At 37.0% G+C, this 17732-nt stretch carries 13 protein-coding genes; 2 read left to right on the plus strand and 11 right to left on the minus strand.

Annotated elements, in window-relative coordinates; translation table 11 throughout:
* On the minus strand, positions 1 to 1900 hold a 1900-nt coding region (locus RSC70_RS14645; RefSeq protein ID WP_332542873.1), incomplete at its 3' end, for an ESPR-type extended signal peptide-containing protein.
* 1048 nt (positions 1901 to 2948) lie between these two features.
* Here RSC70_RS14645 and RSC70_RS14650 point away from each other — a divergent pair.
* Both RSC70_RS14650 and RSC70_RS14655 read left to right on the plus strand, forming a co-directional pair.
* A complete protein-coding gene (locus tag RSC70_RS14650; RefSeq protein WP_332542874.1) occupies positions 2949 to 3719 on the plus strand; it encodes a winged helix-turn-helix domain-containing protein in 771 nt (256 codons plus the stop codon).
* On the plus strand, positions 3716 to 4189 hold the full coding sequence (locus RSC70_RS14655; RefSeq protein WP_332542875.1) for a hypothetical protein: 474 nt from the start codon (positions 3716 to 3718) through the stop codon (positions 4187 to 4189). Before RSC70_RS14650 ends, RSC70_RS14655 begins: the two co-directional genes overlap by 4 nt.
* Before the next feature lie 99 nt (positions 4190 to 4288).
* On the opposite strand, the gene RSC70_RS14660 is transcribed toward RSC70_RS14655, so the two are convergent.
* The 10 genes from RSC70_RS14660 to RSC70_RS14705 all read right to left on the minus strand — a co-directional run bounded on the left by RSC70_RS14660 (position 4289) and on the right by RSC70_RS14705 (position 17548).
* Positions 4289 to 4969, minus strand: coding sequence for a hypothetical protein (locus RSC70_RS14660; RefSeq protein ID WP_332542876.1), 681 nt, complete (start codon positions 4967 to 4969; stop codon positions 4289 to 4291).
* A complete protein-coding gene (locus RSC70_RS14665; RefSeq protein WP_332542877.1) occupies positions 4963 to 8685 on the minus strand; it encodes an autotransporter outer membrane beta-barrel domain-containing protein in 3723 nt (1240 codons plus the stop codon). Before RSC70_RS14665 ends, RSC70_RS14660 begins: the two co-directional genes overlap by 7 nt.
* 56 nt (positions 8686 to 8741) lie before the next feature.
* Positions 8742 to 10067, minus strand: a complete 1326-nt coding sequence (locus RSC70_RS14670; protein ID WP_332542879.1) for a fimbrial protein — start codon at positions 10065 to 10067, stop codon at positions 8742 to 8744.
* Positions 10057 to 12672: a fimbria/pilus outer membrane usher protein gene (locus RSC70_RS14675; protein WP_332542880.1), complete on the minus strand. Its 2616-nt coding sequence runs from the start codon at positions 12670 to 12672 to the stop codon at positions 10057 to 10059. The genes RSC70_RS14670 and RSC70_RS14675 overlap by 11 nt, the downstream gene beginning before the upstream one ends.
* An 86-nt stretch (positions 12673 to 12758) precedes the next feature.
* Positions 12759 to 13499 carry a fimbrial biogenesis chaperone gene (locus tag RSC70_RS14680; RefSeq protein ID WP_332542881.1) on the minus strand — a complete coding sequence of 247 codons (741 nt, stop codon included), beginning with the start codon at positions 13497 to 13499 and terminating at the stop codon, positions 12759 to 12761.
* Complete coding sequence (locus tag RSC70_RS14685; protein WP_332542911.1) at positions 13499 to 14206, minus strand: hypothetical protein; 708 nt, start codon at positions 14204 to 14206, stop codon at positions 13499 to 13501. Before RSC70_RS14685 ends, RSC70_RS14680 begins: the two co-directional genes overlap by 1 nt.
* Positions 14203 to 14988 carry a fimbrial biogenesis chaperone gene (locus RSC70_RS14690; protein WP_332542882.1) on the minus strand — a complete coding sequence of 262 codons (786 nt, stop codon included), beginning with the start codon at positions 14986 to 14988 and terminating at the stop codon, positions 14203 to 14205. Before RSC70_RS14690 ends, RSC70_RS14685 begins: the two co-directional genes overlap by 4 nt.
* A gap of 78 nt (positions 14989 to 15066) precedes the next feature.
* Complete coding sequence (locus RSC70_RS14695) at positions 15067 to 15789, minus strand: hypothetical protein (RefSeq protein WP_096386813.1); 723 nt, start codon at positions 15787 to 15789, stop codon at positions 15067 to 15069.
* A 97-nt stretch (positions 15790 to 15886) separates the two neighbouring features.
* Positions 15887 to 16603, minus strand: a complete 717-nt coding sequence (locus RSC70_RS14700) for a hypothetical protein (protein ID WP_332542884.1) — start codon at positions 16601 to 16603, stop codon at positions 15887 to 15889.
* Between the two features lie 276 nt (positions 16604 to 16879).
* On the minus strand, positions 16880 to 17548 hold the full coding sequence (locus RSC70_RS14705; RefSeq protein WP_096386807.1) for a hypothetical protein: 669 nt from the start codon (positions 17546 to 17548) through the stop codon (positions 16880 to 16882).
* Between the last annotated feature and the right edge of the window lie 184 nt (positions 17549 to 17732).

A 17732-nucleotide genomic window follows, 5' to 3' on the forward strand; every position in this document is an offset into this window, starting at 1 on the left:
CGCTATTGCCCGCCACCGCCGTATTGGTGGCAAATAGCTGGCTGCCGTTGACCGCCTCACGACTGTCCGTGGCTAAGCGACCCGCTTTTACCCCGCTCAGTACGCGTTCACCGTCGCGGCCGGCAATGCTCACCGTGCCGCCGCCGGTCGATGCCGCCACGGTGACCCCCAGCGTATCGCTGTCTTGCTGTACCAGACCCGTGGTGCCCGCGCTGATGTCTTGGCTGATGCTCGTCAGGCTGTCGGTCAGGCTGGTGATATCGCCGCTGTTTTTGGCGATCCCCCCGTCCAGCACGCTCAGCGCATCGCCGACCGTCTGTACGCTCTTGCCCTGCACCGCATAGCGCGGCGCTGTAAACGCCCCGCTCTCACCGATAGCCGCCCCGCCGCCCAGCGCCGCCGCCGTGGCCTTCAACCCGCTGGCGTTTAGCGCAATATTTGCGCTATTGCCCGCCACCGCCGTATTGGTGGCAAATAGCTGGCTGCCGTTGACCGCATCACTACTCGCCACACTGATCTCGCCTGCTTTCAGATTTGTTATCGTAGTCCCATCATCACCTCCGAGCATTAGCATAGACTTAGAGGTGGAATCAACGTAGCGTAAGGCAGAATTCGAGAGATTCGAAATGCTCGAATTCAGATTGCCAAGAGCATCACCTATAGATGTAAATGCTGTTGATACAGTCTGGCTGCCTCCTGTAATTGGATTAATTTTTGTCAGGGTGTACTGCGGGCCAGTAACAGCACCTGTTGTGGCATCAATGCTGGCACCGCCGCCTAAAGCACTGATGACTGGCTTCAACTGCGCGACTGTAGTGGCATCATGCTCAGCGGTTCCAGCGGAAACATTGACTAGCTGGCGGGTAGAATCAACCTTCCCTATTGACACGCTGTTTATTCTGTCCGCTACTGAATCAGCACCAATAGCTATAGAATTGACAGCGCTAGCCACCGCATTTGTACCAATGGCTAAAACATTAGCTATGTTGGCAGCACTATTTAATCCAATAGCAATGGCACCATCTGATGCGGATTTTGCATTTGTTCCTATGGCAATGGAATCAATCCCCGAAGCCTTAGTATTCATCGTTGTATCTTGCACAGGGTCAAGCGTGTCCCCCATACTTGGGCTCGAACCTAAAGCAATAGCGCGATCACCACTTGCCATAGAGGATGTACCAATAGCTGTAGAATCCATCCCAGTGGCACCAGATAAGCTACCAATAGCATTACTTCTGACTCCTGCTGCCGCACTCCAAGAACCTATACTTACTGCATGCTGGCCACTATATGCAGCAGACCCAATACCCACTGAAGCTCGCCCAGCTGCATTAGCATACGCCCCCATGGCTACGGCCCCAACAGCAGCTGAAGCAGAAGAGCCCACTGATGTCCCACCCGAGTTAGCATAGCTAGCATTACCAATTGCAGTGGCATAGGTGATACCTAATGAAGTTCCTGGCACGCCGATACCGTCAGTTCGATGTTCACTTCCTGACCCTGTTCCCCAGGTTCCGACACCGTTAGCCGCAACTGTTCCATTCACAACGATAGTGACAGCATCATTAGTTGCAACAGCTCGACCCAAGTTAGGTACGCTGAAATTATTATATGCTGGCTCAGGATTCGTTGGCGTTGCAGTGAGATCATTATCTTCGACAACAAAATTAATTTTTGTTATTAAATCGTCGAGTTCTAATTTCAAGTTTTGTAGATCTTCTGAACTTAATTCACTGCTATCATAACCAATGGTTTTAGCATTTACAGAAAAAACTAATGAGCTAACAATAGCAGCCGAAACTACGGTGCCGGCAGCCTTTTTCTTATTCATACATAGTTCAGAGACAGCAACAAAACAACGCAATGAATGATTCCAAATGACGCGATAGATCTTGTTCAAGGCAGCGACTCCATTCAATTAGATAATTATTTTTGAGCTTTTAATTAAAAACACTAATATTGCAAACACAAATAAATAACAAATCATTAAACCTTCCCTATCAGAAATACGTTTAAAAAGGCATGCACACTTAGAAAGCAAGTAGTAAAAATAGGAAAGTGAATATATTTTCAGAGCTAATAACCATTATCAAAAAATAGCCAAAGAATTTACAACCCAAATGCTACATTATTATTTTCTGACGTCAATTTGTAGAGAACCCGCCGTAGCTAGCCGCCCTAACACCAGATTAAACACAAAAAAACAATCAACATAAAAACCCACAGAATAATTTAAAAAAATCACTTTTAAGTATTTTAATTTTATAAAAGTTGAATTATAAGCAGAAAAATCTAAATCATGAGGTAATTCTCAAAAAACAGCCATCAAACAGAACACGTAACAAATCAATATATTAATTTAAATATCAAGTGATATATTATGGGGGTATTCTTAATTTAAACGTAAAGCGCTCATGGGGTATAATACAAAAAAACAAAATATCAACAAATAGATAACAGTTTAATATAAAAAACATCAGGTCATACGCATAGTATGAACTGCGAAGACTAGGCTAGTATAAATGGGAAAATATTGGCTAATAAGATTTAATATACATTGTATCTATTTTGTAAAAACTTCAGATATATACGTATACTTTTTAAAAACCAATTTATTAATTCTTCATGAGATAGTAAAAGAAATTCATAAACAATAACAATCTAGTTATAAATATGAATAGCTCGATAGCATCATATACTACAAAGTGTCATAAAGATTATACAACCTAATAATTCCATCTGTGTAAAAAAAAGACAACAATCTTGGGATTTTTCTCAATCAATTAACATTAAAACAATAGGATAAAACCAGCAAGAAAGGTAAAATAGAAAAATTAAATCATTTATAGAGTCACAATAAGGCTATTTATGGATGCACTCAATATAAACCATTCGAAAAAAAAGGTTATTACTGTAGCTAGGACACAATAGATATCCTGAGGAATATTATGAAAAATCAGTACCTTATAAATAAATCAGTATACTTCATTCCAAGTGAAAATATTTTAATTCCAGCTAATAACGATACATCGATTAAATTATACGCACCTGTAGCAAGTATTCTGTTCATCTTAATTCAACAAAGACCAGAAATCATATCTCAAGAAGGTTTGATGAGTCTGGTGTGGGGAGAGAAAAGCGCATACGTTTTGCCAAACACCCTTTATCAGAATATTTCCTTACTAAGGAAAGGCCTAAAGGCAGCTGGCTTAAAAGAAGACATTGTAAAAACTATACCAAGACAAGGAATTTTGTTACAGCCAGCTACAATTATAGAGGAAATTGAAGCAATAGATCAGACATCCTTACTAGAAAAGGATGAAGTTGTGGATAGTGCGAATAAAAACCATCCAAATAAGAATATTCGCGCCATATTAGAGTTTAAGAAAATAATGATATTATTATTTATTTTTATTATATTCTCGATATTTATTTTTGAAAAAATCTGGTTATCGGAAGGAAGAAAAAATACATTATTTTTCGATGATTACCATTTTGTCACTATGATTGACGCATGTAAGTACTATGGAAAAAATAAAGATATAAAAAAACATTATCAGTATATTTTAGATAAAATAAATCATGAAAAAAGCTCTTGCTTGAGTGATGAAAACTATTACCTCACACTTTCTGAAATAAATGATTACTGGTCATGGGTTAAATGTAACAAAGAAAATACACAATGCGAAGTAATCTATTATACAGGAGTAAAAAAATGAAAAAAAAACACATCTTTATTTATCTAACAATATTTATATTCTCAGGTATTATCTTGAGGCTATCAGTAAGTAAAAATGATGTTCCATCTGATTGTTATGGTCAGTTGACACAAAATTATGGTAAAAAAAAATTAGCTGTTCTAATAACATTAGAGTTTTTACAAAAAAATAAAACAGGAAAACTTAACGTATCTGGAAATTACCAGGATGAAAATGGTCTAAATTTATATATCTCCCGCCAAGTGTCATTTAACTATGAAGAAATCAATAACAAACTCATCGCAACTTCAGAAAGTGTCTCAATAAAACCAAATGACACGATGGATAATACTTGGTTAGGTTTATTTTTTGCCGATTTCTTAATGCGAGAAAACAGAGGAATTGTATTAGATAACTATCAAACTATAAATGGAGATATCGTTTATTTAAGCGATGGAATTCCAGCACTATATTGTAATAAAATGCATTGAATGTCATTCTACATATAACTATTTTCGATGATTAGTGAATGAGTAAATGTTTTCATTAGAAAATATGCAGCTCTTGATTAGAGCTGCCAAAATAGCTAGCTAAGCGATAGTCACAACAAAGTCAATTGATGTTGTTATTATTCCTGGTGCGGTATTTTTTCCTGTGTTATCACGCCAATATAGTGCAGGATAAAGCAGAATTGATGCACTACTCACATCGCCATTTGTAATGAAACTATCAGTTTCTAAAGGTGAAAATTGACCTGGTAAAATGTACTGGTCTAATTTCCCCTGCGAGGTTGAGTTCTTATCTCGTGCGTATAAAGCAAAAGCAAGAAAAGGCTGGTTAGGCCCAGAATCTAACTGATAGCCATTAACTTGTGATGAAAGGATTGCCTTTTGCCCACTGGTTCCATACTGTATTTTTACTGCTTCAGGATTTATATCCTGCTCCCCACTGCATGATACCGTTAATACAGCAAGGGGATCCTTTGAATCATAAATATTATTAAAATTTGAAGTAATAAAAACGTCATTAATAGACAATGCCCCCCCAGTTGGAGCATCATTTATCTGTGACGGAGTGATTTTACCAAAATTCACATAATCACCTTTATCACCATCAAATCCAACCTTACAAGCTATAGGTGATTCTTCTACTAATGCACGTAACTGCATATCTTGCGGTATTGCACTAACATCTGCACTAACTGAATAAAAAAATACAGATAGGATAATGCTGAGAAATAAAGCAAGGTTATTTTTATATAAAATTACCATTCTATTTTTACTCCAGCAATACCTGAAACCCCATGTCCTGAGTTTGATTTTAAGCGTTGTTCGTAGTCAAATGAAGCATATAAGGCGGAATTTTTATCAAACATGTGGCTAACTCCAATTCCAGTCTGATACCAATCGCCTCCTAACTCGGAATGTAGTTTCACTCGAGACTGTTTTTTCCCTTTATAATTAGAATAGTATGTACTTGTATGATTATTTTCTGTATTCCAGTAGTTAAACCTAGAGTAAACAACTGTATCTGAGTCATTATCAATATAAATACCTGCTCTAATACCGAAACGGTTATAGATAACATTAGTAACTTCATAATCAACTCTTAGATTAGAGTTTTTACTCGAGGTGCTATTAATATCAGCATGCTGAAATATTGTTTGCAATTGCGATTCTATAAAAAAACTTTTATTCAAAAGTAATTTATACCCCGCTTCAAGCGAAATATCACTCGCCCAACCGTGCGTATGCAGGTGTTGTCCCTCAGACGTTGATATGTCAATATTGCTAAGAAAATCGGCTTGGAGCTGTGTGTCAATATATAGCCCATTGTTAAGTAAATACGTCCAGTACCCGCCAAATGAGGTATTATTCACCCTAACTTTTCCGGCTTGGCTATCGCCGCTATATATACCATCAACGTTTGCTTTAGTTCGGTTTTCTCCGAAAGATACCCCAAAATGATGGGAGCCATCTTGACTATGCAATTGGCCTAATTCTTGACCTATTTGTAGACCTGCCACATGGCGAGAATAGTTTGCTCCATTTTTAGCAAAGTTTAATGATCTACTCGACATATCATTTCCGTAATGGTGTCTTACATCCATTTCGCTATTATAAATACGCCCCCATGCACCGTTGGCAATCTTACTTTTATCTGTGCCAGCAACACGATCCTGATAGTTGCCTAAAGATGTTAAAGCAACGCTGTTTGCCAGTGATGGAACAATACTAGCTGCAACTACCAATGGTCTGAAGTTTTGAGCAACTGGGGGCTTAGGTAAAATAGGAATCTCAGGCTCCTTTGGATCCAAAGGTTTCACTGGAGGAGGAGGTAAAACCGGTTTAGATGGATCTAATGGTTTGCTCGGTCCAATAGGATTCGTTGGTTTATCAGGATCTGGGGGGATGACTACTGGGTTTTTCTGTGAAGTAAGGTACCAACTCCCCTTAAAATCACCGCTTTGATCATGAGCTACCAAAGTGTAATCATAAGCACCAGCACTAATTTTTCCATCTTGTATAAAATTAGTTGGATTAGAAGCCTGCATAGCTTGAATAATTTGAATCCCATCCCCTTTAGTAGCCATGCCCAAATCATCAGCCGCTAGAAATTTAACTCGCGTAGGTTCTCCCAATACATCACCACGTATCTTGAATGAATCGACTATTGAATCCGAATTATCAGAGCGCAGAAAACCATTCATCACCAAAACTCCACCGCCAGTGTAGTTACCATCAACAGTCAAGTTTTGGTTTGAAAGAGTATCGGTTGGTTTCGAAAATTTTATTTCACCTAAGTTAACTAGTTCATTAACTTTTGAATCTCCTCCCGAAATTAGCCAAGAGCTACTATCATCTATCGTAAGACGCGAGATACTATGTTCACTTTGTTCCGTTTTCGCACTTCCGGTCCAGTCACTGTTGTTTTTTAGTGTAAATTCATTAAGTTGACTGGCATCATATAAAAATACATCCCCAATTAACTGAGAATGGTCGAGGGTAATGTTCTCCACGTAACTTTCATCTTTAACGAGAATACTGCCATTGAGCGAGGATGAATTTTTAATATTTAACTTTACATCTTGAGCCTGATTGTAATTCAGATTTCCATTAAGGCTGATGGGCAACGCAGATATAATCACAGAATAACGTTCTGAATCAGGAAGGTTTGTACCAGAAAAAAAATGACTTTTATTTAATTCAATATCAGTGTGGTCCCCACCATAAATATTGATACCAGAACCTTGTTTTAGATTGAACGTCGAATCTCTTACTCTTGCATAATTTGTGTAATCGCTATATTTTTTTGTTTCATCGCTGGTAGTAATATTGCTTAAACCAGAAAAAATTAGACCAGCGGCCTGATCACCATTACTATTCGCAATAAGACCAGATGCATATAGTGAACCGCCATTCATTCCCAAAAAAATTCCTGATTTCTCACCAAACGTACTAAGAACCGAATTTTTTATGTGTATGACCGACCGTTCTGAATTACTATAAAGCCCATAAGCTTCATTACCATAAGTTTTACCATCAATGCTTTCAGCAACTAAATTTCCACCTTGATTAACAAGCAGCAAAGAGGAATTAATACCTTTCGTTTCGATCTTGGAGTCTGATAAATTAATTTGAGTGGACCCAGTCGGAGCTATGCCGTATGCATATGCCACGTACGAGCCGTTACCTTGCGTTGAGAGGGTCAAATTGCGCCCATCAAAAGCACCTCCATTAAGTGAATAGACAATATGAGACAAATCACCAGAAGTTGAAATACTTGAACTATCCAATGCAACATTTGCTACATTTTCGCCATTATTAATATTATAACCATTGATAACAACCCCATAGGAAGAAAACCCATGAGTGAAAATTTTCGCATTGCTTGCGGCTACAGCGACATCACCGTATAGGTTTTTAGAATCACCTTTAGGCGTTAAAAAACTGTATATACCATAGGAATTGTCACCATCAGTAGTAATAATAGGAGAATCCATTTCTAATTTGGCATTATTATTTATAAATACACCAAATGAGGATCGCCCTGCAGTATTTATGCTTGCATTTTTGGCTGTTCCATTCATGTTGCTCATATTAATTCCATACGAGCCTGCACCTTTCGTCTGAATATTAACATCCATCAAAGTAAATCTATCTCTAATCCATGGACCTGATGCTGGTGGATTTCCGGGATAGGTATAAGCACTTAAAGAGATCCCTGGGGCATTATTACCTAACGTAACCAATTTGCTGTTACTAATATCAATTCGACCAAACGTTGCATTATCACCTACGCCAGTAGCCGTGCCTACGATAGCACTAAGCATAGAGGTTATATTTACTTTATCTGCTTTTAGCTTAGCTTCACTTTGGTTGATAATGACACCTATACCTGAAGAGGCATTTATCACAACATTAAATAAATCAACTATTGAATTTGTTGCAACAATTCCACGACTAAAATTTATTATACTATTTTTTATATCTATAAACTGTATTCCTGAATTCCCTCCCCCATCATAGGTGGATATTGCAGCATCACTGTTAGAATACACAGTGCCTTGGGAGATATTTACGCTATCAAGAATTAGTTTATTATTCTGTCCATAAGAAGTATTGGATATAACAATAGCAGAACCATCTGATTTTATATGCGCTGGCTTATCTTGCAGCCCTTTTATACTTAATAATGAAGAGTTACCCTTGCCGCCAAGAAAAATTGCTGAATTAAGCTGTCCAGAAGTAGTAATTAAAAAATCACTACCGATAAAATTAACGAAAGAACCATTGCTGATACCCATGACATAAGGAAATGGATACCCAACTCCATTGTCTGCTTGCTCATCCATTGCAGGATAGTTATCAGTTTCAATATGGTATATACCACCATCATCGTACAGATACGGAACTGATGCAAAAGCATGAGGGACAGATAAAAAAATCAAAATGGTTGAAATAAAATATCTTTCATTAATAATCATCGGTAAATCCTTATCAAGAATAAATGGCTAATAGTTTAATAAAAATGTGCGTGAAATCATTCATACTCGAAGGTGTATGCCATTGTAGCCGTCACTGTTCCGATTGACAGGTTATCGTTACTTGTAGCTGTCGTGTAATATCTTGCGCAAAAAGACTGAAAGGGTCTAATAGAACTATTAGCACCCGCCACGCTGATACGTTTAGTATTAGTTCTGTTTAATTCAAGAGGTAATCCATTAATTACTCCCGAAGACGAATTAGTACAGGTTTTATCAGCTTCGGTCTTATAGTAGATTTGAACGCCGACATTAGAACCAGCATCAGCAGAATTAATTAGCTTTCCCCAAGCATCAGCAGCAGGTGCTCTTGAAATAGTTGCATCACTGGCATACAGCGTCGCTTTTACAGACTTGTCGCAGGAGAGTTCTAGAGTAAAAGGAGTCCATTGTTCATTAGCTTTTATCAAAGTCCCTGCAGACTGGGATTGAGTAAAGTCAGTCCATCTAATTGGAAACGGCTGCAAAGTGACTAGTTTTGGATTTTCAGTAATGATGGTGCAGTTAGCTGGTACTGTCACTGTCGGAGGCACTCCCTCTGCAGCAGAACAGCCAAGGCAATACATTTTTGGCGAGCTTGATGCCCAACTTCCAACTCCCCAATACTGGAAATTGGCATCTACATTGACCTTCGGTAATTTATCTGATGTAAAAGTGCCTAGAGTAACGCTTGGGCTAAGCTTATATGCCCTCAGCTCATAAACCCAGTTTTTATTCAGATATTGAGGTATATAGTTACCTGCGCTCATACCCCCATATGCACCTCCCCATGTACACATAGAAGCGCCATAACCAGTACCTTCAGTAGTACATGCTGGAAAGTTAAGTAATGCTTTATTTGCCTCACTAGGATAAATAGAGATTTTATTATTTTTTTTCATACCTCCACCAGATGATTTATACATGAAAATAGCCGAGTTGTTCCAATTAAGAACTATTTGAAAACCAATACCGGAAAAACCATCCATTTGATAATAACTGGAATTACCAGGATAAAAACTCATTTGTGGTCTAATATAAGTGTTTATAGCTCTGATTACATGAGTTGTACCTCCTGTGCCATTTGCGTAAGTCACATCACAGACTAATGGTATATCTGACATATCACTCGACGTAATACTTCTATCAGCAACAACAAAATAGTCTGTTGCTGCTGGGTTAGTTGCTAACCACGCGGTAAAATCTCCGCCTTTAAAATGCCATGATGTCGGAGTATACGATGTCTGTATACATGCCGGTGAGACAACAGCCCACAAGCATTTTGAAAATAATAATAAGATTATTGACAGCAACAAACTACTGTTAAATATAGCTCTATAGCCCATTTAATATTCCTTGTGAGTTAGCATTTAGCATTGACTCTGAGCCTTGTGAGTGGCAGCGCGATTTTACCTTTTCAAAATATAATGTCTTATCTTCAGGGCCGAGATTATACTCTGCATAGCACGTTTCTTTATCCCAATGGACCCTAAGTCTACCGATATTACTTGGTAACAATACCAATGATTTTCCCTTTGGATCTGTTATACCCAGAAACTCGCCATCCTCATCGTTGACAGTCGCACCGAATGGTACATTTTCAGAATCATTTTTAACAAATAAGAACTCTACACGTCTTCCTTTTTTTGCTAAGAAATGAGCTTCTACAATAGCTCCACGACGCGGAACCAATGTTTGCGTTGTTTCATTTAGCTCAATATTCCCGGGGACATTTTTCCCTATAAGAACTTGATTGACTGTATAAGGAGATGCGCTAGGAATTACAGCATATCCATTTGTTCCTGTTCTTGAAGAATAATTAACTTCAACACCTTCTATACCCGCAACGTCTGCAATAATAACCGTCTCGTTTAACCCCGGTGTAAAATTCACCCCACCAGAATGAGTGATGATTCCCCCAGTGAAACTACCACCGGCGTTAGTGTAATCTTCTCCTTTAGAAGCCGACATGCTATAACTTACAAAAGGTGTCTGTGAATTTAAATTTGCACCAATAGAATTGAAATCACCTTGCGTCCCAGATGAATATAATGAATACGAGGCCTGCTGGCCAAGCAACATAAGGCTTTGATTAGCTGAAGCAGTTTGTGAGTATTTGCCATCACTTGTATGATTCACCGATGAGCTTAACGTAATAGGATGATAAGAGGATCCCAGTGGCATACTTATATTTAAGCCAATTGAGGTATCATCCTGACTCTTAACACCACGCATAGCCAAATTGCTTGAATGAGTAAGTGAAATGCTATAACTTAAATTCCCCCAGTTATTATTATAGCCAGATGATATACTGCTAGAGCGACCTTTGTTATTCCAATATCGATTATCAGATAGAGATAAATAGATAGAACCACCACCAAAATTATTTAAATTTTGATTTAGACTAATAGATGTAGAAAGCTTTGGAGTAATATCTACGAGCGAATCACTATCAGCTTCTATATATTGAGCATGTGAACTCAGTGATCTAAATCCCTCGGTTGAAAATCGTTGTGAGATAAATCCCAAACTAGTACCTGAATCATCAAACAATTTATTATAACTAAATCTGATGCTTGTTCCATGCTCATTATTATTTTTAATTTTGCTTGATGACTGTTCAATATCTAAGGCAACGGGTCCAAAAGGAGTATTAGTTCCTAATCCAAAGCCTAATCCATAATAACCTTTAGTTACTTGTGCCCCGCCTAAGATACTTAAATTTTCTGCCAGACCATATGTATAATCTAAATTTATAACATTTAAAGACTTGTTAGAATCACTATATTGATTATATTTCCCCGCAGAGAGATCATATGTAAAAAAATTCTTCCTCACCATGTATGCATTGCTTCCCCATGGCTGAATTGTTACTTTTTCGCGCCCATCAGCTTCTATTATTTTAACTTCAAGGTCTCCTGATGTACCTGCAGGGTTAATATCAGTAAGCATAAAAGGACCTGGTGGAACTTTTTCTGTATACAACAAGAAATTCATTTGACGGATTTCAACAGTTGCGTTTGTTTCAGCAACACCTCTAATTATAGGTTTTAATGTTGAGTCACCATTAGCTTGCATTGCAAGGTCATCGCTCAACTGAATTCCTCTAATTCCAAAGCCATCAAGAAGCCTTGAAACAGCAAATACGTCACCAATACGTAGTTGTGCCTTTAATAATTCTAAATCATGTTCTACGAAATTAGTAAAACTTGAAAAATTAAATTTTTCTTGTTTATTACTCAAGACTGAGGATGAATTACGATAACGCCACCCAAACATATTAACTCCACTATTCAATGTAGATGAGAGACTGTTTGCGGTACCTTGACCATGGCCAGATCTACTTGTAGCAACATTCAAATTATAGTTAGTGAATGCGGCCGCAATACCATAATCCCATAATGACGTATCTACCACTGTAAGTGAGTCTTGTTTTAAGTAGACTTGAGGTATACTAATCGATAACCTAAAGCGGCCAGCATCATAACTCTGATATGCATCTGAAATTATATTTTTCAGGTCAACGCATTTTTCATCTTTAATTGCATCATTACTTTTTAATAAGCTATGAACATCAATGCCTATTTTATTTAGTAGATAAGGTGTCAAGCATGCTTCCACCTGATTAGTTCTGATATTCTTTACAAATTTTATGTTTTTCCTTGTTTTTAAATTACTGTTTAAATATATAGAGACGTCATAGTCCCCTGGTAAAACACCACTATTTAACAAAGTATCGATATCTACCGCAGCGTTGTCTCCTCGAATAAAACTTGTATTGAAAACAAGTTTTTCATTTTGCATATTTTTTTGAGCATTAGAGTTTTCATCAGTCTGTTGGCTCCCCACATGATTATTCACCTGCAGGGACTTTGCTTCATAAGTCTTACCTTTTGCATATCCAGCAGGAAATAAAAAAACAAGGCTCAAAGTAATAACATTGAGTTTCATACTTAAAATTCACTTGAAAAAAATTCAAAAATATATCTGAAGATATTCAGATAAAGTAATTATATGCAAAAGTTACAATTTAGAATCTAAACCTTTTTTGGATTTGATTTTTTACCCACTGTTAGGACAGCACTAAAGTTCTTGCTAAAACCAGAATCACCAATAGATGAAAAATATACTATTGAATCACTTGGTACTGGTGAAGAAAATGATGATTCTATTTCTGATAGTGGAGGAATCATAATCGAATCTAAAATGACTTCTTTATCATTAATATTTTTATGACGATTAAACCCAATCAATGTAATAAAATTATTACTAGAATTAAATATTTTTAGCACCTTTCCATCTTTACCCAAAACTATATCTAACCTTTCAGTCATAGTAATTGGATCTGTTTTTACACTATCAGGGCGAAAGAACATTTTTATTCTTTGCCTGATAGTAAAAGATAGTCCAGAAGATTTCCCCTCAGCCATAGATGCCGAAATCCGTGGTATTTCTTGTACATTTAGCCAAAATAGAGACTCACGATCTTTAGGCATAGAAATACCTTGATATACAATTTTAATTATCTGTGCTTGTGAAGAATGTATACGTCCCAATGATGGTATTACCGAAAATGGAGTGTCTACTGATGAGTCCCCATCTTTTTCAAGCCAACTTTGAAAAACGACATCATCATCTCCAGCCGTAACGGTAAGATCATATTCATGTTCATTTGATGGAAAAACGACTCTTGTCGTAGATAATGAAAAACCAGCATGTACAGGCATAGTTGCCATCGTAATTGCCAGTATAATAATTTTAAGTGTATTTTTTTTCATCAATTAAATCCTAGAGTTACAACCATTTCAGTAGAGAAAATGCCCCCATCAGAGACATGGTTTACATTAGCCCAAAATAATCCTGGGGAAATATCAAACATAGCTTCATATGCAGTACCTGAGCTATTTTTCTCAAAACTATAGTTTTCTATAAAGTTATATTTACTTCCAGGTTTTACCAGACCATTTACCCCTCCGTGAGTAGAAGAAAGTAAATCCTTAACAAAAAGAACAATACCCAAACTCTTTATTGTATTATCTCCACCAGAGTTTAATTTATAAACATAACCTCCAGATGCCGCACCAGGAATATTCCCAGGTAACACCTGAGATAAATCACCGAAAGATATATAATATTTTGAGTAGTCCCCCATAGCAAAACTACTATTACTTAAGCAAGATATTATTAATCTAATTGGAGATGTAGCATTCTTATATTCATCAGCAATACTACCAAAAGCAGATTTTTGCCTAATATAACGCAGCACACTACTATCTATCTCAGATGGGGCAGCGCTAATTTCTCCTATATTGAGGCTGCCGAAATCGGTGGTATAGCCTAATGGAAATTCTAAACTGCAATTTGGAGTTACAAGCTCAGCTGAAATTTTGAGCGTTTGCGTTCCTATTACCTGTTCTGCAAAAACTGAACTCAGTTTCAATATTGACATACAAACTATCAATGTAAAACTACGCAACATATTCATTTTTTATCACGAATTATGCGCTTTATTTTCGTTGATTTTCCTTCTTTTATTTCTGCTATATAAGCTTCTGCCATTCCATAGTCATTTACTATAATATAGACAACCTTCTCAGCTTTGTTTATTTCATACACTCCTGATAGTTTTATTTCAGATATTGAATATGGTTTTATATAATCAAATTTTGTATCAACAAAACTGTGTGGTTTTTCATCCAATTTTTTTTTGCCACCCACTAAAGATATACCTGAAAATACCACATGGTATGGTGTAGGGTTTGTTAACTTAAGCATGAATTTATTCGTACCTTGACGCTTTACCTCCCACTTTAGTGCAAGTGGAGCAGCAGCAGCCCCTTCTAGTGGTAAAGACTTTGGTCGATAGAATCCTTTGATCACTTGTAAGAAAGACGAGTTTATAGCATTTTTTCCTTGCATATCATCAGAGACAGCAACTGAATCTTGAATATTAATATATAATAAGCTTTCTCTATCCTTAGGAGCGCCTTCCCCCTGATAGATTAATCTCAGGGATTGGCTTTGTCCTGCCTTTAACAGACTCATCGCAGGGGTTATCGTAAAGTGCGAAGCAACTGACTCGTCTGGCCCTGTCACCCATGACTGCACTAATGAAGATACATTTTTCTGTGCGTCAAGAACTAACTCAGCCTCTTTGCAATCTGGTTCTATAATAACTCTCGTTTTCTGAAGAATTACTGCAGAAAACGCTGACCAAGAAATACAATAAAGATATAATAATATCGAAGTTAATATATATTTTTTCATATTCAATTCTTTAATATCAGAAAAAGGGAGAGAAGTTCTCCCTTTTATTTAATAACTAATATTTTTATAATATCTTATTTATCTATATTCAAATTTGAATGGCATTGTCGCAGTTGTTACACCACCACCAACACTAGCCTTGCTGCTAGCTGGCACATATGCGAAGTCAAATGTTGGCTGTGCAGTAATGCTCTTAGTCCCCGCAACCCAATTAACATCAATAGCTACACCATCAGCTGAGTTAGCTGGGTCGAGATCGATAACCTTGTCCCCTTTCTTAGAGTCAATTTGCTTCACAGCTATACCAACGCTACGGTTAGATGAATTTTTATCTGCCGCCAAGAGCCCCACAACACTCCCTGAATCTGTAGTCGGAATAAATCCTGATGCCCCATTATCTTGGCCATAGAAGTACAACTTTGCCTTAGTGGAGAAGTTAGCTTTAGCATCATCCTTAACTCCCGTAATTCCATCTACATATGCGTAAATATCATCGGTTGGACACTCAATATTCAACGCAAATGGTAATTTCGCTTTGCTATATTTCACATCTTCATCCAGTGAACTCCATCCTGCTGATGTAGCCGCGGTCAAGGCTTTAACTTTAGTGACACCCAGTGAACCTGGCATAGGAATGTTGATATCCCCCCCACCATCTACAGCATTAGTTACAGTGCAGCCAGACTGATTTAATGCCCCCGTAAAAATGAGTCGTCCTTTTGCTAATTCAACTGTAGTTGCGGCTTGCGCACTGCTGATTCCTACAGTAGCTAGTAAGATTGCTAAAGTTAATTTATTCATGTTCCCTTCACTTTATATTTAATTGAAATTACTAGTATTTATTACTTTCATCATTATGGATTATCAACTTAATAAACCATAATGATGATATGCAGAACTATTGATAAATAAATTGCATTACAATCGAGCTATTGTAGGAATATTCACCTGTATCTTTTGATTTTTCCCATTCAGTGGGTCCATCTCCTTCTTTTTTTACTAATACAAAACTAAACTCAATGTTCTTCTTTTTGGCTTCCACTCCTTCTCTATAAAAGAGAGGAAAGCCACCATCCTCACTCAGGATGCTACTAAACCCACCTTTTACAGATGGATTGACCCATCCTGTACTGATACCTCCAGTTCCATATATTGAAGCGGAGATAAACATAGAAAGTGCAAAATTCTTACTTATATCAGTATCAGAACTCCGTACACTTAGATATTTACATCCAACCGATGAACACGTACTGTCATTGACTATGGATTGAGTGCTAACAGTAAAATATTGAGTCAATCCTTTACAGGTAACATCCATATTTACACTTCCAAAACCAGTGCCTAATGCTTGATATGCATTTTTAACAGAAGCATCTCCATTTGGAGCGATTTCTCCAGATGTAATTAGCCCCTTTAGCGCATTATCTAATTCCAGTGTTGTTGGGATGCTTTTCACTTTTGCAATAGGAATTGATACATTTAAATTCAATGCTGAGTAATCGCAAGTCGGTTGCATTGCCTCGGCAACTTCGCCATTAAAAATAACATAGCCTGAAGATGAGCCTGCGTGCAAAAAGTTGCTAAATGATAAAATAGCTAAAAATATATATTTCATTTTTCTTTATTTATCATTTTTTATAATTAGAGATAAAGTATGTAATGTGAATTTAAAATCCACCATATAGCTAACCATTACGAACCCCCTCTCAATACAACTCAATTATCAGCTCTTGGTACCCTGCTGTCTTTTACTAAGATTGCAGGATATACTCATTACATTCAACTTACATAAAATTAAATCTACTGATATTTTTGTATTAAGATAATATAAAAAATAAAATCACGTCTTATTTATTATTGTTTTAGGTTTTTAATGCCAATGGGGGATATATTAATCATACTCAACGTTGAGTGTAATGTTGCGAGAGTAAGCCCCCACACCAACCAAACTACCTTTGATTAGCTCATCTGAATAATTTTGTGAATTAAGATCTGCACCTGTGAATGCAATTGCATAAGACATCGTCGCTTCATAATTTCCATTAGTCAGTTTTGTAAACTCACTCGCTATTATATTGTAAACTTCAGATTGATTAGATACTCCTCTAAAGTTTAACCAATCATTATCATTTTTTCTTCGTACTATAAACCCAGCATTCTCACTCTGAGACGATTCTAAGTAATACCACAGCGTACGGCTCCCGCTGTTTGCTACTTTAGCATCACCATTTAGTGAATAGCTCACTCGAATTGAGCTATCGCTGCCTGGTTTAAAGCTACATGTCACTCTGTAGTCGACATGCTTAAAATACTGACTAGCTATACCATTTTTTGTGCCATCATAGTCAACGACATTGTTCCAAATATAATAGTAATTCGGAATTTTATCTTTTCTGTACGTAAATAATACCTGCGTAACTCCGGCAGGAGCATCTAATACGCAAGTTTTTTTATTCTCAACCACTATTGAACCATTGATAGCGATCAAAACCCCATCATTCGACATACCTGCTAATGGTATTAGTGCTAATGAAAATAGCAGTAGCGTCAACCTCTTCATAACTTCTCCTATAGTCAAACTAGAAATCAACTAGTTTTAATATTTAATTCAATGATTGCATACCAAAAAAAAATTTAGTAGTAGATGACTTGTAAATCCGATAAACCTCATAAAAATGGGATTAATTAAAATCTTAATAAGGAACAAAAATATTAATAAGACTACCTAGAGTTATTATTAAGGC

Source organism: Hafnia sp. (genome assembly GCF_036648275.1).
GTDB lineage: Bacteria > Pseudomonadota > Gammaproteobacteria > Enterobacterales > Enterobacteriaceae > Hafnia > Hafnia alvei.